The 22,445-nt window shown below is 66.2% G+C and carries 18 protein-coding genes; 2 read left to right on the top strand and 16 right to left on the bottom strand.

Translation table 11 applies throughout. The features are described from left to right. Positions 1–37: 37 nt before the first annotated feature. Complete coding sequence (locus tag H143_RS0117925; protein ID WP_026350209.1) at positions 38–703, top strand: hypothetical protein; 666 nt, start codon at positions 38–40, stop codon at positions 701–703. Positions 704–742: 39 nt separating this feature from the next. Further along, on the top strand, positions 743–985 hold the full coding sequence (locus H143_RS22575) for a hypothetical protein (RefSeq protein WP_019939643.1): 243 nt from the start codon (positions 743–745) through the stop codon (positions 983–985). A gap of 138 nt (positions 986–1,123) precedes the next feature. Here H143_RS22575 and H143_RS0117915 read toward each other — a convergent pair whose 3' ends face one another. The 16 genes from H143_RS0117915 to H143_RS0117835 all read right to left on the bottom strand — a co-directional run bounded on the left by H143_RS0117915 (position 1,124) and on the right by H143_RS0117835 (position 22,445). Continuing rightward, positions 1,124–1,333: a zf-HC2 domain-containing protein gene (locus H143_RS0117915; protein ID WP_019939642.1), complete on the bottom strand. Its 210-nt coding sequence runs from the start codon at positions 1,331–1,333 to the stop codon at positions 1,124–1,126. After that, entirely contained in the window at positions 1,327–1,920 is a 594-nt protein-coding gene (locus tag H143_RS0117910) for a sigma-70 family RNA polymerase sigma factor (RefSeq protein ID WP_019939641.1), read from the bottom strand. Before H143_RS0117910 ends, H143_RS0117915 begins: the two co-directional genes overlap by 7 nt. A 277-nt stretch (positions 1,921–2,197) precedes the next feature. After that, a complete protein-coding gene (locus tag H143_RS21735; protein ID WP_081627089.1) occupies positions 2,198–9,595 on the bottom strand; it encodes a tetratricopeptide repeat protein in 7,398 nt (2,465 codons plus the stop codon). Between the two features lie 95 nt (positions 9,596–9,690). Continuing rightward, on the bottom strand, positions 9,691–10,149 hold the full coding sequence (locus H143_RS0117895) for a GatB/YqeY domain-containing protein (protein WP_019939639.1): 459 nt from the start codon (positions 10,147–10,149) through the stop codon (positions 9,691–9,693). 14 nt (positions 10,150–10,163) lie between these two features. Then, positions 10,164–11,390 carry a beta-ketoacyl-ACP synthase gene (locus H143_RS0117890; protein WP_019939638.1) on the bottom strand — a complete coding sequence of 409 codons (1,227 nt, stop codon included), beginning with the start codon at positions 11,388–11,390 and terminating at the stop codon, positions 10,164–10,166. Beyond that, positions 11,390–12,121 carry a 3-oxoacyl-ACP reductase FabG gene (gene fabG / locus H143_RS0117885; RefSeq protein ID WP_019939637.1) on the bottom strand — a complete coding sequence of 244 codons (732 nt, stop codon included), beginning with the start codon at positions 12,119–12,121 and terminating at the stop codon, positions 11,390–11,392. The genes H143_RS0117890 and fabG overlap by 1 nt, the downstream gene beginning before the upstream one ends. Further along, positions 12,118–12,621, bottom strand: coding sequence for a hotdog family protein (locus H143_RS0117880; protein ID WP_019939636.1), 504 nt, complete (start codon positions 12,619–12,621; stop codon positions 12,118–12,120). The genes fabG and H143_RS0117880 overlap by 4 nt, the downstream gene beginning before the upstream one ends. After that, the gene (locus H143_RS0117875) at positions 12,618–13,835 is read right to left on the bottom strand and encodes a beta-ketoacyl-ACP synthase (protein WP_019939635.1); all 1,218 of its coding nucleotides are present in this window, start codon (positions 13,833–13,835) and stop codon (positions 12,618–12,620) included. The genes H143_RS0117880 and H143_RS0117875 overlap by 4 nt, the downstream gene beginning before the upstream one ends. Further along, entirely contained in the window at positions 13,832–14,395 is a 564-nt protein-coding gene (locus tag H143_RS0117870; RefSeq protein WP_019939634.1) for a hypothetical protein, read from the bottom strand. Before H143_RS0117870 ends, H143_RS0117875 begins: the two co-directional genes overlap by 4 nt. Beyond that, positions 14,392–15,639, bottom strand: coding sequence for an NAD(P)/FAD-dependent oxidoreductase (locus tag H143_RS0117865; RefSeq protein WP_019939633.1), 1,248 nt, complete (start codon positions 15,637–15,639; stop codon positions 14,392–14,394). Before H143_RS0117865 ends, H143_RS0117870 begins: the two co-directional genes overlap by 4 nt. Beyond that, a complete protein-coding gene (locus H143_RS21075) occupies positions 15,626–17,974 on the bottom strand; it encodes an MMPL family transporter (RefSeq protein ID WP_019939632.1) in 2,349 nt (782 codons plus the stop codon). The genes H143_RS0117865 and H143_RS21075 overlap by 14 nt, the downstream gene beginning before the upstream one ends. Beyond that, positions 17,958–18,554 carry an outer membrane lipoprotein carrier protein LolA gene (locus H143_RS0117855; RefSeq protein WP_019939631.1) on the bottom strand — a complete coding sequence of 199 codons (597 nt, stop codon included), beginning with the start codon at positions 18,552–18,554 and terminating at the stop codon, positions 17,958–17,960. Before H143_RS0117855 ends, H143_RS21075 begins: the two co-directional genes overlap by 17 nt. Then, entirely contained in the window at positions 18,554–18,994 is a 441-nt protein-coding gene (locus H143_RS0117850; RefSeq protein ID WP_019939630.1) for a thioesterase family protein, read from the bottom strand. Before H143_RS0117850 ends, H143_RS0117855 begins: the two co-directional genes overlap by 1 nt. Beyond that, on the bottom strand, positions 18,987–19,970 hold the full coding sequence (locus H143_RS0117845) for a hypothetical protein (protein WP_019939629.1): 984 nt from the start codon (positions 19,968–19,970) through the stop codon (positions 18,987–18,989). The genes H143_RS0117850 and H143_RS0117845 overlap by 8 nt, the downstream gene beginning before the upstream one ends. After that, positions 19,967–20,728 (bottom strand): glycosyltransferase family 2 protein, encoded by a 762-nt coding sequence (locus tag H143_RS0117840; RefSeq protein ID WP_019939628.1) that lies wholly within the window; start codon positions 20,726–20,728, stop codon positions 19,967–19,969. Before H143_RS0117840 ends, H143_RS0117845 begins: the two co-directional genes overlap by 4 nt. Continuing rightward, positions 20,715–22,445 carry an AMP-binding protein gene (locus tag H143_RS0117835; protein WP_033365625.1) on the bottom strand — a complete coding sequence of 577 codons (1,731 nt, stop codon included), beginning with the start codon at positions 22,443–22,445 and terminating at the stop codon, positions 20,715–20,717. Before H143_RS0117835 ends, H143_RS0117840 begins: the two co-directional genes overlap by 14 nt.

The following is a 22,445-nucleotide window of genomic DNA, read 5'->3' as shown; positions in this document are numbered from 1 at the left end:
TGTTCATTTCAATATCATTACCAAGGAATCAGCAATCATGAATAAGCAAAGAAAATCCCCACTTGCGGCCGTTCTTGTCGGCGGGCTTATTGGGTTGGGCGGATATATCCTGGCCGCGCCAGCATACGCACACAATGTCGTGCTGCCCTTTGTCACGCATGCCGAATTCTTCTCGACTGAAACGCATCAGTCGCCTCCGATCGATCCGCAGGTATTTGTTGCGCAGCCTTCGGCGACGGCCGGCGTCGGCCCGCAAGGCATTGCGCATGCCGCGGGCGTGCGCAATGCCCGTATTGGCGATGCGGGAAGCCTTCATATCGTCAATGCGCAGGACAAGCCGCTGGGCTTGTCGCTGGCTGCATGGCTTGGCGCTACCGGCAAGGTCACGCTCATGCCTATGAAAGACGGCCATGAGAAAGTGAAAGTTTTGCTGTCACATCTGAAGCCGGGCGGTACCTATAGTCTGTTCGAGAATCACTTCGACCAAAAACCGATCGGGTTCACACCCTTGGACGGTACGGGAAAAACCAATAGTTTCGTGGCAAGCCGTCAAGGCAAAGCAACGGTCACGGTTATCGCGCCCGAGCCTTTGACGCATGACAATGCCGTGCTTCTGGTGTATCACTCAGACGGCAAAGCCCATGGCATGTCGCGCGGCAATATCGGTGTCGATGCCCATCACCAGCTGATCGCCAGACCGTGATTCCGCGGGCGCCTTCGATACCGCGTTGGCGATCGCGCGATGCGCGGCGACACAGTGCATGCCTGCGTTGATTGGGGAAATCACGAGACAAACGGTTTCCTGCGCTACAGGCGTCAGTTGGGATTCGGCGCGAAACAGGCGGAATCCATGAAGGCAGGTATCAAGCAGCGCGCGAAAGCTCACCATTTCGGCGTACATATTGGGAATGAATCCGTTCTGCTTGCTTACCGAATTCAATATTTCCGCGGCTCTGGAGTGTGCCTGTTCCGCAGCGACGAGTGAAAATGCACGGTTATCGCAGTATGAATCCGATTCCAGGAAACATCGTCAAGTCGCTGTAAATAAGCCGCTTTTGACTTCATGATGCGATTTCAAAGTGGCATAGGCCGATCTGCCTTGGCAAGCTTGGCGCTTTGGTTTTCAGCGCTGGCCTGGCGAAGAAGCGTCCTCAGAAGCATCGATCGTCGCCGCAGCCTGGCATGCCCGGCGTAAAAAATGGATGTTCGAGCGAAAATTGCGGCAGGCGTTGCACATCATCATGTGCACGTGCACGGTGAGTGTTTCCTTGAGGGACAGGCGTTCGTCGGCCTCTTTGGAGATCAACTCGGTGGTTTCCTTGCAGTTCAGCATTTTCTTGAACCCCGCTCATCGAACCATCTGGTCTGAAGACAGATGCGCAATGTCATTCGGGCCCGATGAAGAATGACGCCGCAATTGGACTTGCTGATGCCCAATTCCGCGCAGACTTGCTCGGGCGTCAATTCGAGGAATTCGCGCATCATGAAAATACGGGCGGTTTTGGCCGGCAGCCTGTCCAGGCAAGTCTGAAGCACTGTCCAGAACTGCTGCTGCGCCAGTGTGGCTTCGGGATCTCCCCAAAATGCAGGTCGTTCGTCCTTTTGCCAATGATTTCTGCCGTCAAACAGCCCATCAAAGGTATCGGCTGGCAAGTCATCGGGGTCGGTTTCGACAGGCTGGAAGCGGTTGCGAGCGCGAAGTATGTCTATGATTTTATTCTTGAGAATCGCAAAGAGCCACGTGCTCAACTGTGCCTGGCCTCGAAAATCCCTCATCTTGGTAAGGGCTGACAGCATCGCTTCTTGCACCGCATCCTCGGCCGCTGCGTCGTCTCGCAATTGCAGGCGCGCGAACCGAAGCAGGTCCCTGCGCAGTCGCGTGAGATCCAGATCGCAGATCGGCATACTGATATCAGTCATGTCCGAGATCCGCCGGGTAGATATGCATTGTTTGTCGAACCCATCGCTCTCATCGATTCTTGGCCTAATACGTCCCAATGTCGTCTCTGAGCGGCGGTGCTCGCCTGCAGGCCCGGATTGTGGCTTGGGCGTGCCTGCGAGCGTCCTTGCCCGGCAAGCGCCATCGTCTGTACGCTTTTGACGCCGGTCAAAGCGGTTTATTACTAACTTTTGGTTATATCAACAATCGCGCAATCTCACGATTCTCGAGGAACCAGAATACGAGGCGATGGCAGACTTATCCGGCCGAAAAGGCCTGCAATGCCGTTGCGAGCCTGGCCATGACCGGTTCCCATCCATCTGTGGCGGATTGACGGAAAAGGCGCGCGGTCGGATACCAGGGACTGTCGTCCCGGTTCAGCAGCCAGCGCCAGCAGCCGTCATGGCGCGACAGGATCCAGACCGGGCGGGCAAGCGCGCCGGCCAGGTGTGCCACCGAGGTGTCCACGGTGATAACTAAGTCCAGGTTGCAGGCCAGCGCAGCCGTATCGGCGTAGTCGCCGATCTCGTTCGTCCAATCGATCAAATCGAGCCCGGGAGGGGGGGCCTTGGCTTGTTCGGCCGGCTCGCCGATCTGCAGGCTGATGAACTGAATGCCGGGAACGCCCGCAAGCGGCGCAAACTGAGCGAGCTTCAGGCTGCGCCGCATATCCGCCGTGGGGATTTTCTTGCCGCCGGCCCACACCAGTCCCACTTTGAGTCCAGGCAAGGCCGCCAGACGCCGCGCCCAGCTTGCTGCAGCATTCTGGTCGGCAAGCAGGTACGGCGTTTGGGCGGGTATCGTGTCCAGGGTCGTGCCAAAAGCCCAAGGCAGGCAGAGCATCGGCGCCTGGTAGTCAAAGAAGGTGTCCTCGGACACATGGCTGACCACCTCGACGCCGGGCAGCGATGCGCGCAACAGCCGGATCAGCGCCCCGGGAACCATCAGGGTGACGTGCGCGCCCAGCGCGACGGCCATCGGGACATAGCGCACGAACTGCAGGGTATCGCCGTAGCCTTGCTCATGGCAAACCACCAGACGTTTGCCGGCGATCGGCTCGCCTGCCCATTGTGGGCACGTGAACGCGGGCCGCGGTGCCTCGTTTGCCTGGAAGCGCCAATGATAGGCCTCGAAACCGCGTTTCAAGTCGCCCGTGCGCAAGAGGACCAGGGAGCGGTTCCACTGCGCCTTGGCATGATCCGGATCGAGCGCCAGCAAACGGTCATAGCAGGCCAGCGCTTCATTGTGCCGTCCGAGATTGCCCAGCGCGGCGCCGCGGCTGTTCAAGGCTTGGACGGAGTCAGGCCGCAGCGCGAGCGCGCTGTCGTAGCTTCCCACGGCTTGGTCGAACCGGCCCAGGTCGTACAAGGCCGCGCCGCGGCGAGTGAAGATTTCGGCGTCGGGTTTGAACGCGAGCGCGCCGTCGTAGCTGGCCACGGCTTCCTCGAACCGGCCTAGCTTGTATAAAGCCGCGCCGCGGGTATCGAAGGCATCGGCGTCGGGCGCGAGCGCAAGGGCGCTGTCGTAGCTGGCTACCGCCTCTTCGAGTCTGCCCAGGTTGTAGAGGGCCGCGCCGCGACAGCTGTATGCCTGGGCGTCGGGCTGAAGCGCCAGCACGCGGTCGTAGCTGGCCAGCGCAGCCTCGTAGCGCCCGAGATCGAAGAGAACGATGCCGCGCACGATCAGGGCTTCGGCAAAATCGGGCGCGAGCGCGAGGGCGCTGTCGAAGTTGGCCATGGCTTGGACAAAGTGCTGCTGCCCAGCCAGCTGGATGCCCTGCTTGACCAGCGCAACGGCATCGGCCTGCGCATTTGCCCGGCTGTTCTCCAGTGATTTTTTCGATGCCAGCGTTTCCAACGCCGCTGCCAGCTCGGTCATGACCGGCTCCCACGCGCCCAGGGCAGGCTGACGAAAAAGGCGCGCGCTCGGGTACCACGGGCTATCCTTGCGGTCCAGCAGCCAGCGCCAGCAGCTGTCGTAATGCAAGGGAATCCAGACCGGTTTGCCCAGCGCTCCGGCCAGATGCGCGACCGACGTGCAAACGGAAACCACCACGTCCAGGCTCGCGACCAGCGCGGCTGTGTCGGCGTAGTCGTCGATTTCGCCGGTCCAGTCGAGCAGCCTGAGTCCGGCCGGCGGCATCTTTGCCTGCCCGGCGGGCTCGCCGACCTGAAGGCTGACCCATTGCACGTCTGCAACGCCCGCGAGCGCGGCGAACTGGGCCAGCTGCAGGCTGCGATGCGCGTCGTTCGATCTTGCGCTGTTGCCGGCCCAAACCAGGCCGACCTTAAGGCCAGGCAAGGCCGCCAGACGCCGCGTCCAGCTTGCTGTCGCGCTCTGTTCGGCAAGCAGGTAGGGCGTTCGGGCAGGGACGGTGTTCAGCGTCGTGCCGAAAAGTGACGGTAGACACAGCATGGGAACCTGAAAGTCGAACTCGGCGGTCTTGGGCAAGCTGTCGACCACCTCGATGCCGGGCAGCGACGCGCGCAGCAGCCGCGTCAGCGCCGGCCGCGCGAGCAACGTGACGTGCGCGCCGAGCGCGGCCGCCATCGGGGCATAGCGTACAAATTGCAGGGTATCGCCGTAGCCATGCTCGCTGAAGATGACCAGCCGTTTGCCGGCAAGCGGCTCGCCGTTCCATTCGGGGCATGCGAGTTCGGACGGCTCCGCGTAGCGCCGCAGACACTGTCGATAGGCATCGAAGCCACGGGTCAGGTCGCCGGTGCGCAGCAGTGCACGCGTACGGCTCCACCGTACATCGGCGCGATCCGGCTCCAGCGCCAGGATGCGTTGGTAGCCGGCCAGCGCTTCATCGCACCGGCCCAGGGTATCCAGGATCGCGCTGCGGTTGCCGAGCGCCTCGGTCCAATCCGGCTTGAGCGCCAGCGCGCTGTCGTAGCTGCTGACGGCATCTTCCAGGCGTCCGAGATAGAAAAGCGCGATGCTGCGGTTGAGCAAGGCTTCGGCCAGATCGGGGTTGAGCGCGATGGCCTGCTCGAAGCTCGCCAGGGCGGCGTCGAAGCGGCGCTGATGGGCTAGCTCGACGCCGTGATTGACGAGCGCCACCGCATCGCCCGCGGCGAGTGCCGGCCCGCGAGCCGCAGTCTCCGGCGCGAGCCTGCGCAGCGCCGCCGCGACGTCGGCAACGACCGGATCCCACTGTCCCAGTGCCGGTTGGCGGAAAAGCCGCGCGCTTGGGTACCAAGGGCTGTCTTCCCGGTTCATCAGCCAGCGCCAGCAGCAGCCGTCGTGCAACAGGATCCAGACCGGCTTGCCCAGCGCCCCGGCCAGGTGCGCCACCGAGGTGCAGACCGTGATCACCAGGTCCAGGCCGGCGACCAGCGCAGCCGTATCGGCGTAGTCGCCGATCTCGCCGGTCCAGTCGACCAGTGTGAACCCGGGGGGGGGCGTCCCGGCTTGCGCGGCTGAATCGCCCCACTGCAAGCTGATGAACTGGACGCCGGGAATGGCTGCGAGTCCGGCGAACCGGGCGAGTGTCATGCTGCGGTGTTCGTCATACGCCCGATCCTTGCCGCCAGCCCACACCAGGCCGACCTTGAGGTCGGGCCGCGTCAGGTCGGGCCGCGTCAGGTCGGGCAGGCTGGCCAGCCGCCGCGACCAGGCTGCCGCCGCGGCCGGCTCGACGACCAGGTAGGGAGTCTCGGCAGGAATCGTATCCAGCGTCGTGCCGAAAATCCGCGGCAGGTCGAGCATCGGCGCCTGGAAATCGAACAAGCTGTTCTTGGGCAGGCTGTCGACCACCTCGACGCCGGTCAGCGACGCGCGCAGCAGCCGCGTCAGCGCCGGCGGGACGAACAGCGTGATTTGCGCACCGCGCGCGGCGGCCATCGGCACGTAGCGTACGAACTGCAGACTGTCACCGAAACCCTGCTCGTGGAAGATGATCAGCCGCTTGCCGGCAATGGGTTCGCCATTCCATTCGGGACATGCCAGCCATTCGGGCCGCACGGGCCGGTCTTCGATCTGGAAGCGCCAGCGATAAGCCTCGAAGCCGCGCGCCAGATCGCCTGCGCGCAGAAGGGCCTGGGCGCGGTTTAGGTGTGCTTCGGCGTAGTCCGGCTGCAGCGCCAGCGCATGGTCGTAGCTGGCTACGGCTTGGTCGAGCTGGCCTAGCATGTACAAGGCCAGGCCGCGGATGCTGAAGATTTCAGCATCGGGCCGCACCGCCAGCGCGCGGTCGTAGCTGCTTGCCGCCTCGCCGAATCGGCCGAGCGCAAAGAGGGCGATACCGCGGCTGGCCCAGGCTTCGGCGAAATCCGGTTTGAGGGCGACGGCTTGATCGAAGTTCGCCACGGCTTCGTCGAAACGCCGCCGGTAGCTCAGCTGCAGGCCGTGCCTGACCAGCGCCACCGCGGGGTCGACATGTTGCGCGTCGGCGGTGGCCAGAGCGCCGCCGATGACCGAGTTTGGCTTGGAAGTGCTGCGTTGCGAGGAAAACTCCTGCAATGCCGCCGCGACTCGCGTGATCACCGGGTCCCATTCGCACATGGCGGACTGGCGGAAAAGGCGCGCGGTTGGGTACCAGGGACTGTCCTCCCGGTTCAACAGCCAGCGCCAGCAGCCGTCGTGGCGCGACAAGATCCAGACGGGACGGCCTAATGCCCCGGCCAGGTGCGCCACCGACGTGTCGACGGTTATCACTAGGTCCAGGCCAGCGATCAGGGCTGCGGTGTCGGCGTAGTCGTGTATCTCGTCGGTCCAATCGATCAGGTGCAGCTCCGCGGGCGCCTCCTTGGTTTGTTCGGCCGGCTCGCCGATCTGCAAGCTGATGAATCGAATGTCAGCAGCGGCCGCGAGCGGGGCAAACTGGGCAAGGTGCAGGCTGCGGCGCGCATCGAGGCTGGGCAGGTTTTTGCTGCCGGCCCAGACCAGGCCCACTTTGAGTCCAGGCAGCGCTGCCAACCGCCGCGACCAGGCCGCCGCCGCAGTCTCATCAGCGATCAGATACGGAATTTCGGCGGGAATGGTACCCAGTGTCGTGCCGAAAATTCGCGGCAAGCAAAGCATGGGAACCTGGAAGTCGAAGGTGGCGGTCTCGGGCAGACGGTCGGTTACCTCGATGCCCGGCAGCGAAGCGCGCAGCAACTTGAGCAGCCCCGGCGGAACAAAGAGCGTGACATGCGCGCCGCATGCGGCCACCATCGGAGCGTAGCGGACGAACTGCAGGGTATCGCCATGGCCCTGTTCGACGTAAATCACCAAGCGTTTGCCGGTGATCGGCTCGTTTTCCCATTCAGGACAGGCGAGCCAGTCGGGTTTGATGGGTTTTGACCTGTTCTCTATTCGGAATCGCCAGCGATACTCCTCGAAGCCACGCGCCAGGTCGCCCGTGCTCAGCAACGCCAGGGCTCGGTGAAAGCGCAGGTCGGCGTGGTCGGGATTGAGGGCCAGCGCGCGATCGTAGTAGGGTAGGGCTTGGGCGGGACGCCCAAGATTGTGAAGCGCGATGCCGATGTCCTGGCAGACCGCGGCGGAATTCGGTGATTCGAGAGCGATTGCCCGGTCGACGCTGTCCAGCGCCTGATCCAAGCGCCCCAGTTTCGCGAGCGCCACGCCGCGGCTGTCGAGCGCCTCGGCGTAGTCGGGTCTGAGCGCCAGCGCGCTGTCGTAGCTGGCGACCGCTTCCTCGTAGCGGCCCAATTTGTGGAGGGCCGCGCCACGGGTGTTGAAGGATTCGGCGTCAGGCTTGAGCGCCAGCGCTTCGTCGTAGCTCGCCACCGATTCCTCGAGCCGGTCAAGGCAGTACAAGGCCGCGCCGCGGCAGTTAAACGCCTCGGCATCGGGAGCGAGCGCGAGCACGCGATCGTAGCTGGCTACGGCTTCATCGAAACGCCCGAGATAAAAGAGCACAATGCCGCGGCTAATCCAGGCCTCGGCGAGATCGGGCTTGAGCGCGAGCGCCCTGTCGAAGCTGGCCACGGCTTCATCGAAACGCTGCTGGCCGGACAATTGAAAGCCCTGTTTGACGTATTCCAATGCATCGCCGGATGGGCGTTGGCGCGTCGCGGTCGACGGGAAGGTTTTTTTTGAAACAAGCGCATTTAGTGCCGCCGTGACCTGGTCGATGACCGGTTCCCATTGCCCCGGCGCCGGCTGATGGAATAGACGTGCGCTCGGATACCAGGGGCTGTCTTGCCGGCCCCGTAGCCAGCGCCAGCAGCCGTCGTGGCGCGACAGAATCCAGACCGGCCTGCCCAGCGCCCCCGCCAGATGAGCCACCGAGGTGTCAACGGTAATCACCAGATCCAGGCCGGCGATCAGCGCCGCCGTATCGGCGTAGTCGCATATTTCGCCGGTCCAATCGACCAGCCCTAATCCGTCGGGCGGCGTCGCGGCCTCCATGGCTGGCTCGCCGATCTGCAGGCTGATGAATTCAATGCCAGGAACGGCCGCCAGCGGGGCAAACTGCGCGAGTTTCAGGCTGCGGCGCGCGTCGATGCCGGGCAGCCGGCTGCTGCCGGCCCATACCAGGCCCACTTTCAAGCCCGGTAGGGATGCCAGGCGCTGCGACCAGGCCGCGGCCGCGGCCTGGTCGGCAAGCAGGTACGGTGTTTGGGCAGGAATCGTGTCCAGCGACGTGCCGAAAAGCCGCGGCAGGCAGAGCATGGGCGCCTGGAAGTCGAAGACGGCGGTATCGGGCAGGCGATCCGTTACGTCGACGCCGGGTAGCGAGTCGCGCAACAGCTTGATCAGCGGCACCGGGGCGAACAAGGTTACCTGGGCGCCGCGCGCGGCCACCAGCGGGACGTAGCGCACGAATTGCAGGGCGTCGCCGAAGCCCTGCTCGACGAAAACTACCAGCCGTTTGCCGGCGAGCGGCTCGCCGTCCCAGTCGGGGCAGGTGAGGTATTCGGGGCGGGCAGGCCGTCGCGCTTCATCCTCGATTCGGAAGCGCCAGCGATAGTCTTCGAAGCCGCGGGCAAAGTCTCCGATGCTCAGCAGAAGCATGGCGCGATGAAAATGCGCGTCGGCATAATGCGGATTGAGCGCCAGCGCCCGATCGTAGCAGGCCAGTGCATCGTCGAAGCGGTCAAGATTATGAAGTTCGACGCCGACGATCAGGCAGACTTCGGCCGAGCCCGACCCGAGGGAGATCGCCTGGTCGATGCTGCCCAGCGCCTGGTCAAAGCGCCCCAGCTTCGCAAGCGCCGCGCCGCGCGTGTTGAAGACTTCGGCGTAATCGGGCCTGAGCGTCAGCGCGCGGTCGTAGCTGGCGACCGCCTCGTCGAAGCGGCCAAGCTTGTGCAGGGCCAGGCCACGGGTGTTGAAAGATTCGGCGTCGAGTTTGAGGGCCAGCGCACGGTCATAGCTGGCAACGGCTTGATCGAATCGGCCCAGGGCATAGAGGGCCAGTCCGCGGCTGCTGAAGGCGTCGGCATCGGGCTGCAGCGCCAGCACGCGGTCGTAGCTGGCCACGGCCTCTTCAAGGCGCCCGAGATAGAAGAGGGCGATGCCGCGGCTGATCCAGGCTTCGGCGAAATCGGGCTCGATTGCGAGGGCCTGGTCCAAGCTCGCCACGGCCTGCTCGAAGCGGCGCTGTCCGCACAGTTGGAATCCCTGCTTGACGAGCGCTAGCGCATCGTCCATCCGGGACGATGCGCTAGGGGGGGAGCCGTTTTCGACCTTCGTGTTCATCCGGGTGCTTCTCGAGGAAATATCGCCTCAGATTAGACCGTGCCTGCCGGATTCGATCCGGTGAAATACGGCACCGCGCATGGTTTGCTCGGGCTTCAGCCCAGCCTGGCCTTGAGCAGCTTGGACACTTCGGCCATGTCGGCGCGGCCGGCCAGAGCGGGCTTGACGACGGCCATGGCGCGGCCCATGGCGGCCGGGCCGCTCACGCCCTGCGCGGCGACGTCGGCCAGCGCCTTGTCGATGACGGCGGCGACTTCCTCGGCCGATGCGGCCTGGGGCAGGAATTCCTGCAGCACGACCAGTTCCGCTTTCTCCTGATCAGCGCTTTGCGTGCGGCCGGCCTGCTCGAAGGCTGCGATGGATTCGCGGCGCTGCTTGACCTGCTTCTCGATGATGGCCGTGACCTCGGTGTCGGATAGTTCGCGGCGCTCGTCGACTTCTTTCTGTTTCAAGGCAGCCGAGAGAAAGCGCAGCGTGCCCAGGCGGGCCGTGTCCTTGGCGCGCATGGCGGTCTTGATTTCGTCGGCGATGCGGGTCTTGAGGGGGGTGCTCATGAGAGTCCTCGGTTTCAGGCCCAGCGGCGGAAGATCAACGAGGTGTTGATGCCGCCGAAGGCGAAGTTGTTGTTCATGACGTATTCGTGACTGGCCTGGCGCGGGGCGCCCATGATGTAGTCGAGATCGCCGCAGCGAGGATCGACCTGGGCGAGATTGAGCGTGGCGATGTAGCGGTCGTGCTTGAGCATCTCGATGCTGAACCAAGATTCCAGCGCGCCGCAGGCGCCCAGCGTGTGGCCCAGATAGCTTTTCTGCGAACTGATGGTGACCCGGGTGCCGAAGACCGCTTGCGTGGCCTGCGTTTCGGCGATGTCGCCATGCTCGGTCGCCGTGCCGTGGCCGTTGACGTAGCCGATCGCCTCGGGCGGCAGCCGCGCGTCGTCCAGGGCTTGCTTCATGGCCACGCTCATGGTCGCGGCCTCGGGGCGGGTGATGTGGCTGCCGTCGGAGTTGCTGCCGAAGCCGACGATCTCGGCATGGATGCGCGCGCCGCGCGCCAGCGCATGGTCCAGCGATTCGAGCACCAGCATCCCGGCGCCTTCGCCGATCACCAGGCCGTCGCGTTGGCTGTCGTAGGGGCGCGGCGAGAGCTCGGGCGCGTCGTTGCGCTGGCTGGTGGCGTAAAGCGCATCGAAGACGATGGCTTCGCTGGCGCAGAGTTCTTCGGCGCCGCCGGCCAGCATCAGCGCCTGGCGGCCGAAGCGTATGGCTTCGTAGGCGTAGCCTATTCCCTGGCTGCCCGAGGTGCAGGCGCTGGAGGTGGGGATGATGCGGCCCTTCAGGCCGAAGAAGATGCCGATGTTGGCCGCGGTGGTGTGCGGCATCATGCGCACATAGGAATTGGCGTTCAGGTCGTCCGTGACGCCGTTGAGCAACATATTGCCGAAGGCGCGGATTTCCGCGGTGCTGCCGGTGGACGAGCCGCAGGCCACGCCCATGCGGCCGTCGGCGATGTCGGGGTCATCGCGCAGGCCCGCGTCCGACAGCGCGCGCTCGGCGGCGTAGACGGACAGCTGCGAGACGCGGCCCATGCTGCGCAACTGTTTGCGTGTCCAGTGGCCCGGGACTTCGAATTGCGGAATGGGCGCCGCCAGTCGGGTATTGAGTTCAGCATAGCGGTCCCAGTCTGGCATGACGCGCACGGCGTTGTGGCCGGCGTCGAAGGCGGCCGCGATAGCGTGCCAGTCGTGCCCCAGGGCGCTGATGCCGCCCATGCCGGTGACGACGACGCGCTGCATCAGCACAACCCTCCGTTGACCGACAGCACCTGGCGGGTGATATAGGCGGCGGCAGGCGACATCAGGAAGGCGACGGCCGCGGCGACTTCTTCTGGCTGGCCCAGGCGCTGGGCGGGAATGGCTTTGAGAATTTCGTCCACGGGGACATTGTCGTCGATCATGTCGGTTTCGATGAGGCCCGGCGCCACGCAATTGACAGTGATTTGCCGTTTGGCTAGTTCGACAGCCAGCGACTTGGCCGCGGCGATGATGCCGGCCTTGGCGGCGCTGTAGTTGGTCTGGCCGCGGTTGCCGGTCAGCCCCGACACCGAGGCGATGCAGACAATGCGGCCGGGCGCGCGCCGCCGCACCATAGGCATGGCAAGCGGATGCAGCACATTGTAGAAACCGTCCAGATTGGTGTGCAGGACCTGATCCCAGTCTTCGCCGCTGAGCGCGGGGAAGGCTGCGTCGCGGGCCAGGCCGGCGTTCAGGACGACGCCGTAGTAGGCGCCGTGCGTTTCGATGTCGGCTTCGAGCGCCTGCCTGCATTGTGCACGGTCGGCCAGGTCGAAGCTCAGTATGCGGGCTTGCCGGCCCAGGCCGAGGATTTCGTCTCGCACGGCCTGCGCCTGTTCCAGACGGCTGCGGCAATGCAGGACCAGGTCGTGGCCGGCTGCGGCGAGCGCCAGGGCGATGGCGCGGCCGATGCCGCGGCTGGATCCGGTGACGAGAACGGTAGGCGTGTTCATTCGGGTTCGCTTTCCTGCGTATAGCGTGAGATGTCGTCGGGTTGATACACGTTCAGGCGGGCCTGCGCGATTTGGCGCACGCCTTCTTGGATGCTGCCCTGGAAGATACCCATGCCGGCTTCGTCTTGCAGCGTGCGCTCGACCTGGACTGTCAGCACGGCGCCAGGCGGGAAAGCATCGACGTGGCATTCGTACTGGCGTGTGCCCAGTAGGAAACCCAGCCGCACCGGCTTGCCCGTCACCAGGGCCTGCCAGCCGGCCCAGGCGGCGACGGCCTGTGCCAGGATTTCCAGCCCGATCCAGGGCGGCAGGCTGCCGTCTGCCTGGCTGAACAGGCTGGGCCGCACTAGGCTGGGCCGCACCAGGCTGGGCTTCACGCTGACGCTTGCCGTCAGGGCATCTTCGCAGCAGGACAGGATTTCGTCGAGCAGCACGATATCGCCCGAGTGCGGCAGCAGTTCGGCCGCAGGCATGGGCAGCCTGGGTATGACCGGCGTCATGGCGCAGCTCCCAAAATGAGGCTGGCATTGTTGCCGCCGAAGGCGAAAGAGTTGCTCATGGCGACGCGGCGCCTGCCCGGGGCATAGGCTTGTCCCGCGCCGCTGAAATCGAGCGCAGGCAGTGCGGGATCGGCCTGGCCGTCCCAGATGTGCGGGGGCAAGGGACGATCGGCGTATTCGGGCGAGAGGGTGATCCAGGCCAGCACGGCCTCCAGCGCGCCTGCGGCGCCCAGCGCATGTCCCGTCATCGGCTTGGTCGAGGCGCAGGGCACGCCCTGGTCGGGAAAAAAGGCCTGCATGGCCAGGCTTTCCATGGCGTCGTTCAGTTCGGTGCCGGTGCCGTGCAGATTGACCCAGCCTATGTCGGCGGCCTGCAGCCCGGCCTCGCTCAGCGCCGCCTGCATGGCCTGCCGCGCGCCCCGGCCGCCGGGCTCGGGCGAGGACATGTGCCAGGCGTCCGAGCTTGCGCCCCCACCCAGCAGGGCCACGCCATTGTCGTCCGGCGCCTCGCGCTGCATGAGAAAGAGCGCCGCGGCTTCGCCGATGGTTATGCCCTTGCGCGCCGCGGAGAACGGGTTGCAGAGCGCGTCGCTGATGGCGCCCAGCGAGGCGAACCCGCGCAGGGTGAAGCGGCACAGGCTGTCGGCGCCGCCGCAGACTACGGCGTCGCAAAAACCCATGCGCAGCAGGGCGCGCGCGGTCATGAGTGCGCGTGCGCTGGAAGTGCAGGCCGTGGAGATGGTCTGCGCCGGTCCGGCGCTGCCCAGCCATTCGGCCAGGAAGGCCGCGGGCGACGACAGTGCCTGGCGGCGGTAGTCGTAGCCGTGCGGCCAGCGCCCGGTTTCGCGCAGCGTGACGAAGGCGGGCGCGTTGTCGTTGATGCCGGACGTGCTGGTGCCCAGCACGACGCCCACGCGGTGCGGACCGTGGCGTGCTACGGCCTGGCGCAGCATGGGTTCGATCTGCAATGCGGCGGCCAGCAGCAGCTGGTTGTTGTGGCTGCGTTGATGCGGCGCGAGATCTTCGGGCCATTCGGGCAGAGCGCCGGCGTAAGGGCCTGCCACTGCGGTGCGGCCTTGGATCCAGGCGTCGCTGGCCTGCATGCCCGAGGTGTCGCCGGCATAGAGCCGCTGTGCGACTTGCGCAAGACCGCTGCCCAACGCGCATACCACGCCGGGACGGCTGAGCCAGGTCGTGGACAGCGCAATGCTCATGGCTGATCCCTCAACGGCGAAACCAGCCAGCTTGTGCCGTCGGCCTGTGTGATCGTGAAAGTGCTGCGCGGCGCGGGCGGGGCGGCCCATGCGACTGTCCAAAGTGGCGAGCAGTCGCTGCCGCCGCTGCCCAGGAATAGGCGCACGCGGCGTCCGTCCGGTAGCGCCTGCGCGCGCCAGGCATCGGGTCCGTAGGCGGAATCGAGTTGATCGCGCGGCATCCAGGCGAAGATCAATTCGGCGAACAGGATGCGCGCTGGCGCATTGGGTGGAAGCAGGCCCACGCTGTGCCATTGCCCGTTTTGCAGCTGCTGACGCGCCAGAGGCACGCCTAGCGGATCGAAGAGCGACCAGCGGCTGGCCTGGCCTATTTGCTGGACCACGAGCATGCGGTCCAGGCTGGGCTGGCTCGCGGTGCGTTGGACAATGTGGACCCGGCGCGGCAGGCCCAGGTCCGCCTCGTGCCGCGGCACGGGCGGTGCGCTGGAACAGGCGCCCAGCAGCAGCGCGAGCAGGGGCAGCGCCTTGCGCGGCCGCAGAGAGAAAAGGGGCGTTCTCATTGGATGGCGGCGGACGTGTGGCAGATCTGGGCCAGCATGCGCAGGCGGCGCCCGGGGTCGGCCACGAAGGGGTTGTCCGTATCCCAGGCATAGCCGGCGAGGATGGAGCTGATCATGCGCTTGATCTCGGGCTGGGCCTGCTCGTAGAACACCACGTCCTGGAAAACGCCTTCGTACCAGCCCTGCACATAGGCGCGGAAGGTATCCACGCCTACCATCAGCGGCTGGGCGAATTCGACGTCCCAGTCGATCTTTTCGCCGCGCAACTGGCGGTGCAGGGCGTCGGCGGCCAGTTTGGATGACTTGAGCGCAATGGTGACACCCGAGGAAAAGACCGGGTCGAGGAATTCGGCGGCGTTGCCCAGCAGGGCGAAGGACGGTCCGTGCAGGCGCTTGACCGCGGCGCTGTAGCCGCCAAGGGCGTTGGCCGGGGTGTCCCAGACCGCATCGCGCAGCACCTTGGCAAGGTTGGGCTCGGCATGGACCCATTGCTTGAGCATGTCGTCGGGCGAGGTCCAATCCGAGGTCTTATCGAGCAGCGCCGCGTCGCCGACTACGCCCAGCGAGCAGCGGCCGTTGGAAAAAGGGATCAGCCAATACCAGATGCCGCGGTGTTGCGGATGCACGCTGATGAGGATTTTTTCCCGATCGAATCGGTCGTCCGTGATGCGGTCTTCGACATGGGTGAAGACGGCCTTGCGCGCCGGCATGTCGCAAGGGCGCTCCAGGTCCAGCAGACGCGCCAGGACGCGGCCGTAACCGCTTGCATCGAGCACGAAGCGGGCCTGGATCCGTTCCGATTCGCCGCTCGTCAGATCGCGCACTTGCAGCAGGGCGCCCTGGCTGGTGAATTCGCCGCCCGTCACCTCCTGCTGGAAGCGCACGTCCACGCCCTGCCGGGCCGCCTCGTCGGCCAGTATCTGGTCGAAGCGGGCACGCTGCACTTGGAAGGTGGTGCCGGGGCCGGGGCTGAACTTCTCGCGGAAATCGAAGTCCGTGTAGCGATCGCCCCAGGCGAAAGCCGCGCCGTTCTTGGTCTGAAAACCCGCCGCCCGCACGGCAGGCATCATGCCGGCTTCCTCGACAAATTCCAGGCAGTGCGCCAGCAGGCTTTCGCCGATAGAAAAGCGCGGAAAGGTCTGCCGTTCCAGCACCAGCACGTCGTGGCCTTTGCGCCTGAGCAGCGCGGCGGCGACGGCGCCCGCGGGACCCGCCCCGATGATGACGACTTCACGTGTTTCCATGGGAAGGGGATTCCTTGTTCGAGAAGCTCAGCCAGGGAGCGATCAGCAGGCAGAAGACGATGCCCAGCGCCACGGTCAGGCCGAAGCTGGCAATGGCCGGCGTGCCGCTGAAAGCCAGCAGGCCGAAAGAAAACAGGGTGCAGCTCGCGGCCAGCGCGATGCCCACCAGGCAGGCTTGCGGGCCGGCGATGCGCTCGTAGATGAAGACAGCGTAGTCCACACCGATGGCCGAAACCAACAGCAGTCCGAAGATGCTGAACAGCGTGAGCGGACATCCCAGGTAGCCCAGCGCGGCGAGCGTACAGCACGTTGCCGCCAGCGGCACCGCCAGGATGCGCCAGGTTGCATGCCGTCCTAGCGTGGCCAGCAGGATCAGTGCGGCCAGGACGTACGAGGCCAGCTTGAGCAGCGCGGCTTCGATGCGGGTGGTGGTGAACATATGGTTCAGTTCGCTGTTCTGGTCGACCAGCGTCACGCCGGGAATGCCGGCCGCGACGCCCGCCAGCACGGCTGCGTCGGGCAGGCCCTGCAGGGTGACGATGCCGGCCGATTGCCCGTCGTGCCGGCCCAGCCAGAGGCCGCGCCAGGCTTCGGCCTGCGGTCCGGCGAGCGCGGCTTTTATGCCCACTGGGGGCAGGGCGGCCAGCGTCCTGAGTTCGGCCTGGATGGCATGGATGGGGATCCCCGCCTGTTCGAAGGCCTGCCAGGGCCGCGCTTGCGCGGCGAGATCGGCCAGGCGCGTTTGCGTCTGCCGCTGGCGCGCGATGGGTGCGACCAACTGGCTCAGCGAGAGGTAGGAGGCCAGTTCGTGTTTGGTCTTGAGCCGTTCCAGCGCGGCATCGACCCGGGACGTGCGGCGCAGCAGTTCATCATCGCTGTCGGCCCGCACCAGGAAGAATTGGCTGGTGGGCATGAAGCCTGTGATCTGGCCGATCTGGCGCGCTTGTTGCAGCAGCGGCGCCGGCAGGGCCAGCCACTGGCGCAGATCGTCGTGCAGGTTCAGCCGCGCGATGCCGCCGGCGCAGAGCAAGACGCCGGCAAACACGATGGACCGGCGCGCCGCGCGCCGGCCGTGCAGTGTCCGGATCGCGCCCAGCAATACGTCAGCCCAGCGGGCCAGCGCTGGCTGGGGCCGGGGTTGCCAGCGCGCGAACCAGGCCGGCATCTGGCATACCGTGCAGGCATAGGCGCCCAGCAGGCCCGCGGTGGAAAAGACGGATATCTGCGTCAGGGCGGGAAACGGCGTGAAGGCCAACGCCACATAGCCCACCAGGCTCGCAGCCAGGCTGAGGGTCAGGCCCGGCAGCACGCGGCGCATGACCGGCCAGGCCTGCCAGTCGGCGATGCCGTAGCGTTTGCCCAGCCAGTGCATGGGAAAGTCAACGACGAAGCCGATCAGGCTGGCGCCCACGACCAGAGTCAGCACGTGGATCTGGCCGAAGACCGCGACGCAGGCGACGAAACCGGCCAGAAAGCCTACCGCGGCGGGCACGAACGCCAGGAGCGCCCGCCAGCGCCGCAGCGCCAGGAGCAGCACCAGCACGATGCCCAGCACCGATCCTGCGCCGATGAGGCTGCTTTCGCGTACGGCTTGGCGTCGGCCCGCGTCGGCGAACAGGGCGCCGCCGGTCACGAGCAGCCTGGACTGGTGCGCCTGCAGTTCCTGCCGGGCCTGGCGCATCAGCGCCGCGACTTTCCGCGGACTTTGCTGGTCGAAGGCGCTGCCGATCGTCTCGGCGCGCACCATGACCCAGGTCCGGCCGTCGTGGACGGCCTGCAGCGTGTCGCTGGCCGGGTCGAATTGCACGGCCCCGCCGGGGCTGAGCGCGTCCTGGATGCGGCGCGTCAGGCCCAGCCAGTCCTGGTCCAGCGGTATCAGGCCGGCGGCCGAGAACGGATCGACGATTTCGCGCGCCCGGCGTGCTGCATAGGCGGCGGGGTCGTTTTCCAGCAGCTGCCTGTCGGCGGCCGGCAGCATGGCCACGCGGCCGGCCAGCAGCGCGGCGCGCACGGCGGCCAGATCGGGGCTGTAGTCGGTTTGCACGCGCACGAAGAGGCGGCTGGCCGTCATGCGCGCGCCCAATGCCCGCGCCTGGGCGACTGCGTCCTCGCGCTTGCGCGCGCCGACCAGGGCGATCATCTGGCGGGTCAAGGGTTCCTGCACGCGGGCCTGGGCCTGGCGCTGCAAAGCGTCGCCGCGGGTAGGCGGGAGCAGCGACAGCAGGTCGGACGAGACGGGCCAGCCGTGCCGGCACTGCCAGGCGCCCAGGCAGAGCAGGATCAGCAGGCCGAACTGGAACAGCCGCGGCAGCAGGCGGTCAATGCGCGTAGGCACGCTGCTCCTGGGCGTTGAGTTGCGTGGCTGGCTGCAGGTCCTGCAGTTGCAGCACGGTGCGGTCGCCCTGGGTTTCGCGCAGTTCGATGCGCCGTACCAGCGCATCGCCCTGGATCACGATGGCGTCAAAGACCTGGCTCAGCAGCGCCGAACTGGGTTTCATGGTCATGGTCCAGTCCTGGGCGTGGCCGGTGAGCGATATGTCGAAGTTTTCCTGCAGACCGTGCGTGTCCCCGGCCAGCACCGCCAGGAAGAGGCCGGTCTCGCGGCTTGCGCCCAACTGCTGGGGCAGAGCTTGCCATTGCCCTCGCTCGTCGCGTTTGGCGATGCCTTGCGGGGTGATGCGCAGGTCCTGCGCGAAGGGACTGGTCAGTTGCCACAGCAGGCCCTTGCCCTGCGCCAAGGTGAAATCGCCGCGGCTGGTCAGGGGCTGGGGCAGGGATCGAAGGAATTTTTGCTGCACGAAATGGCCTCGCACGATGGGCGCGGCGCGCAGTTGCGCTTGCAATTGGCCGAGCCCGAAGGCACCGGCCATGCAGGGGACCAGCGCGAGCAGGGTTAGCAGTATCCATCGTTTCATCACGCGGCCTCCCGAGCGTTCAGGGCGGCTTGCACGGCGCGTGTCAGGCCGGCGGGCGAGACCATCTGCATTTCGCGCGTGGCGATATGCACGGCGATTTGGGTCGTCGTGGCACGGGTCAGCCGCATGCCCGTGGCGGCGTCGGTGATCAGATAGTTGACTACCAGCCGGTTCTGCCATTCCATCAGTTCGGCGCGCGCGGCGATCAACTGGCCGAAACGGGCTGGCTGGGCATAGCGGATATGCAGGTCGATGACGGGCCAGGCATAGCCGTCTTCGCGCATGGCATCGTAGTTGTAGCCTATGACATCAAGCAGCGCGCAGCGCGCTTCTTCCAGGTACTTGGCGTAATGGCCGTGCCAGGCCACGTGCAGGGTATCGACATCGTAGAAGGGCACTTTGATCCGGACCTCGGCGCCCAGGTGTCCGCGCTTACGCATGATTTTTCCAGAAAGGGTAGAAATTGAACCACTGCAGCGGCGACTGCCGGCAGGCCAGCGCGAGTTCGTCGGCATAGTCTTGCGCGATGCGCTGGATGGCGTCTTCGCGGTTGGCGCGCGTCCAGGCGAGGTCGCTGGCCAGGCGCCGCATGGACAGCCGGTATCGCTTTGTGCCGCCGGGCCGCCCCAAGGCTGAAACATCCCCTCGGGAACCCCGTTCCTGGCGGGTGCAGGACAGAATGTTGACGGGACAGCGCAGCAACCCGGCCAGCAGCCACGGCCCTTGCGGAAACCGCGCGGGCGCGCCGAGGAAATCCACGGTCACGGCGCGGTTGCCGCGCGGCGGCAGGCGGTCGCCGGTGATGGCCAGCCATTCACCGCGCTCGATGCGCTGGCTCAGGTCCAGCATGGCAATGGCATCCAGTTCGCTGACCTGCATGAGCTCGACATGGGTAGCGCCGGCATCGGTCAGTATTTTGTTAAAGCGCACGGCGTTGTAGCTGTGGACCAGCACGGTCAGCCTTATGCCCTGTCGATGCGCGGCCAGCGCGCGGCAGACATCCAGATTGCCTATGTGGGCGCAGAGCAGGATCTGCCCGCGCACGCCGCTGCAGGACATTTGCGGCAGCAGTGCGTCGGGGTCGTCGACCTGCAGATCCTCGAACGTGATCCTGCCCTGCCAGGCGTCCAGCTTGTCGAGCAGGACTTGCGCGAACATGAGGTACTGGCGATAGACGGCGCAGTGCCCGGGGAAGAGATCGCCGCATCCACTGTGCGCGGCCAGGCGCTGTTGGTACTCCCGGATGGCGCGCCGCGCCCGGCCGCCGGTGGCATAAAAGTACAGCACGATGAGCCACACCAGCGGCGTCAGCGCGCGCCGCCCCAGAAGGCGCACGGCGCGGGCGGTCAGCTGCATCAAAAAGCCGCTGCCGCGCTCGGGCTGCTTGGCCCAGTGCGTCTGGTCGTGCCGGGTCATGCCGGGTTCCCGCGCGCGGCCTTGAGCGCGCGCTGGGCCAGCAGCCACGGCGCGCGCCAGAGCATGCCGAAAAAGAGCCGCGCGTGCATCATGCTGATCATGGCGTTGTCGCGCAGGCCCTTGAAATGCGAGACGCCGTCGGCGGGATAGACCACGCGCGTGGGCAGCCAGACCATGGGCGTGCCGCGCCAGTGCAGGCGCACGATGATGCCGATGTCAAAGTCCATGCGCCGTCCCACCGGAGCGCGCTCGATGACGGCCAGCGTGGGCGGCAGCGGATAGAGCCTAAAGCCGCACATGGCATCGGGAATGTCCAGCGACAGCGTGTTGATCCACACCCATACGCGGGTTAGCCAGCGGCCGTACAGGCGCGCGCGCGGCGCGTCTTGGCCGTAGATGGGGGCGCCGCCTATCACGGCTTCGGGATGCGCGCGGGAAAGCGCCAGGAATTGTTCGACGTCTTGTAAAGCATGCTGGCCGTCCGCGTCGATCTGCAATGCATGGCTATAGCCCAGCTCGCCGGCTGCTCGAAAGCCATCCAGCATGGCTACACCCTTGCCGCCGTTCACGCGGCGGCGTATCAGTCGCATGCCCGGTTCGCGCGCCAGCGCGTCCAGCACGGCGGCACAGGCCGGGTCCGAGCCGTCGTCCACGAGCAGACAGGGCAGACCCCGGGCGCGCAGCCCATGGGCGACCGCCGCGACCGTATGGCCGTGGTTGTAGACGGGGATCAGGGCGCAGGGCTTATGGCTGGTCATGGCGGGGGCGATGCAGAATGCGGCCGGACGCGCAGGCTGCGCCGGCCAGAAGCAGCGAGAAGTGCAGCTTGGCCCGTTCGTCGTCCCAGCGCAGCAGCAGTTCGGCGGCATCGCCGGGACGCAGCAACTTCTGGAACTTGAGCACTTCCATACCGCCGAAGTTCAGGTCGGGTTTCAGGTCGCGGCGCGCGGCCTCGAAGGCCCAGCCGACCTGCATTACGCCAGGCACGATGGGCAGCTGCGTGAAATGGCCCGAGAAATGCGCCAGATCCAGCGGAACTTCGAAGACATAGCGCCGTGTCGACGCGTCGGGCGCGGGCAGGGGTTCGAGTTCGGGGCAGAGGGGGCGCGGACCGGCCAGCCGTTCGAAGATCGGGCGCGGTAACTTGCCTTGCGCGTTCCAGGGCAACTGGTGCAGAAAGCGCCAGCTGCGCGGCACGGCCAGCTTCTCGACCTGAGGCGCCAGGTGCGCGCGCAGCGCGGCAATGACGGCCTGGCGGCCCTGGTTGCGCAAGGCATGCCGGCCGGCCGGCGTCAGCGCAATGAGGGCGGTCAGTCGGCCGGCGCCGGTCAGGCGGTCGACATAGGCCTGGTCCACCCAGGGTTGGCTGGCCAGTGCGTGTTCGACCCGGGGCAGGGCGATGCGTTTTTCTTCGAGCTTGATGATGCGATCCAGGCGCCCCTGCAGGACGAAGCCGCCTTGCGCACGCAACTGGGCAGTGTCGGCAGTCTGCTCGCGTGCGTCGTTGGTCCAGGGCGACCGCACCCACAGCGCCCGGCGCGCATCCAACCCGACTGCGACGCCCGCGATGCACTGCCAGTCCGTTTCGCCCTGGCGCCAGGCCACGATGCCGGTTTCGGAGCTGCCGTAGATCTCGGTCGGCAGCCAACCCAGCCGCTGGTTCAGGGAACGCACGGTCGCGCCGGGCAGTGCGCCGCCAGCGGAAAACAGGCCGCGCAGGCCTTGCCGCAGCGCGGCCCAGTCCAGGTTGCCGCCCAGGCGGCGCAGGATCGCGGGGCTGGCGATCCAGACGCAGGGCGCGTACCTGCGCACGGCCAGCTGAACCTCTTCCGGATAGGCCAGTTGCGCGCGCACGATGGGACGGCCGGCGCAAAGAGGCCACAGCAGCCGGAACGGCAGGCCATACATATGCTGCGTGCTGACAGTGCCCAGGACGGTGACGGGCCGGTCTTTCCCGCCCAAGCCGTGTCCGCCTTCGAACGCGGGCCACTGCGCCTGCAGCGCGCGGATCTCTTGCATGAGTTGCGGCCAGCGCTTATCGATGAGCTTGGGCGTGCCGCTGGAGCCGGAGGTGAGGATGCGCATGCCCGGCGCATGCGGATCAAGCTGCGCCGGCGCCATCGGCGCATGCGAGAGCAGCGCGTTCAGGGGGATCTGTCCGGTCGCCTCGGCGGGCAGTTCCCGGTCGCTCAGCCAGGCGTGCGTTTCGCCTTGCAGGCGCGCGCAAGTGGCCGGCTGGACGTCGCCGGGCAGGATTGCGCAGGCGCCGACGCGCCAGCATGCCAGCAGTGCCGCCGCCAGCAGCGTCGCATCGTCGAAGAACAGCCCTGCGCGCCGGATGCCGCCAGCCTGCAGACCGGCGGCCATGGTCAGGCTGCGCTGGACCAGTTCGGCCAGGTCCAGGGCAGGCTCGTGCGCCACCAGACGTCGCGGCGATGCCTGGACAAGCAGGTCGGGCAGGTCTATCCAGGACAT

Source organism: Bordetella sp. FB-8 (assembly GCF_000382185.1).
GTDB lineage: Bacteria > Pseudomonadota > Gammaproteobacteria > Burkholderiales > Burkholderiaceae_B > Bordetella.
The sequence above is the reverse complement of the archived record's forward strand: the minus strand, read 5'-3'. Positions and strand labels throughout refer to the sequence as shown.

What these genes read in the sequence shown, in the direction of transcription:
- H143_RS0117925 (WP_026350209.1), top strand. Translation starts at nt 38, where the DNA reads ATGAATAAGCAAAGAAAATCCCCACTTGCGGCCGTTCTTGTCGGCGGG.
- H143_RS22575 (WP_019939643.1), top strand. Translation starts at nt 743, where the DNA reads ATGCGCGGCGACACAGTGCATGCCTGCGTTGATTGGGGAAATCACGAG.
- H143_RS0117915 (WP_019939642.1), bottom strand. Translation starts at nt 1,333, where the DNA reads ATGCTGAACTGCAAGGAAACCACCGAGTTGATCTCCAAAGAGGCCGAC.
- H143_RS0117910 (WP_019939641.1), bottom strand. Translation starts at nt 1,920, where the DNA reads ATGACTGATATCAGTATGCCGATCTGCGATCTGGATCTCACGCGACTG.
- H143_RS21735 (WP_081627089.1), bottom strand. Translation starts at nt 9,595, where the DNA reads ATGAACACGAAGGTCGAAAACGGCTCCCCCCCTAGCGCATCGTCCCGG.
- H143_RS0117895 (WP_019939639.1), bottom strand. Translation starts at nt 10,149, where the DNA reads ATGAGCACCCCCCTCAAGACCCGCATCGCCGACGAAATCAAGACCGCC.
- H143_RS0117890 (WP_019939638.1), bottom strand. Translation starts at nt 11,390, where the DNA reads ATGCAGCGCGTCGTCGTCACCGGCATGGGCGGCATCAGCGCCCTGGGG.
- fabG (WP_019939637.1), bottom strand. Translation starts at nt 12,121, where the DNA reads ATGAACACGCCTACCGTTCTCGTCACCGGATCCAGCCGCGGCATCGGC.
- H143_RS0117880 (WP_019939636.1), bottom strand. Translation starts at nt 12,621, where the DNA reads ATGACGCCGGTCATACCCAGGCTGCCCATGCCTGCGGCCGAACTGCTG.
- H143_RS0117875 (WP_019939635.1), bottom strand. Translation starts at nt 13,835, where the DNA reads ATGAGCATTGCGCTGTCCACGACCTGGCTCAGCCGTCCCGGCGTGGTA.
- H143_RS0117870 (WP_019939634.1), bottom strand. Translation starts at nt 14,395, where the DNA reads ATGAGAACGCCCCTTTTCTCTCTGCGGCCGCGCAAGGCGCTGCCCCTG.
- H143_RS0117865 (WP_019939633.1), bottom strand. Translation starts at nt 15,639, where the DNA reads ATGGAAACACGTGAAGTCGTCATCATCGGGGCGGGTCCCGCGGGCGCC.
- H143_RS0117855 (WP_019939631.1), bottom strand. Translation starts at nt 18,554, where the DNA reads ATGAAACGATGGATACTGCTAACCCTGCTCGCGCTGGTCCCCTGCATG.
- H143_RS0117850 (WP_019939630.1), bottom strand. Translation starts at nt 18,994, where the DNA reads ATGCGTAAGCGCGGACACCTGGGCGCCGAGGTCCGGATCAAAGTGCCC.
- H143_RS0117845 (WP_019939629.1), bottom strand. Translation starts at nt 19,970, where the DNA reads ATGACCCGGCACGACCAGACGCACTGGGCCAAGCAGCCCGAGCGCGGC.
- H143_RS0117840 (WP_019939628.1), bottom strand. Translation starts at nt 20,728, where the DNA reads ATGACCAGCCATAAGCCCTGCGCCCTGATCCCCGTCTACAACCACGGC.
- H143_RS0117835 (WP_033365625.1), bottom strand. Translation starts at nt 22,445, where the DNA reads ATGTCCTGGATAGACCTGCCCGACCTGCTTGTCCAGGCATCGCCGCGA.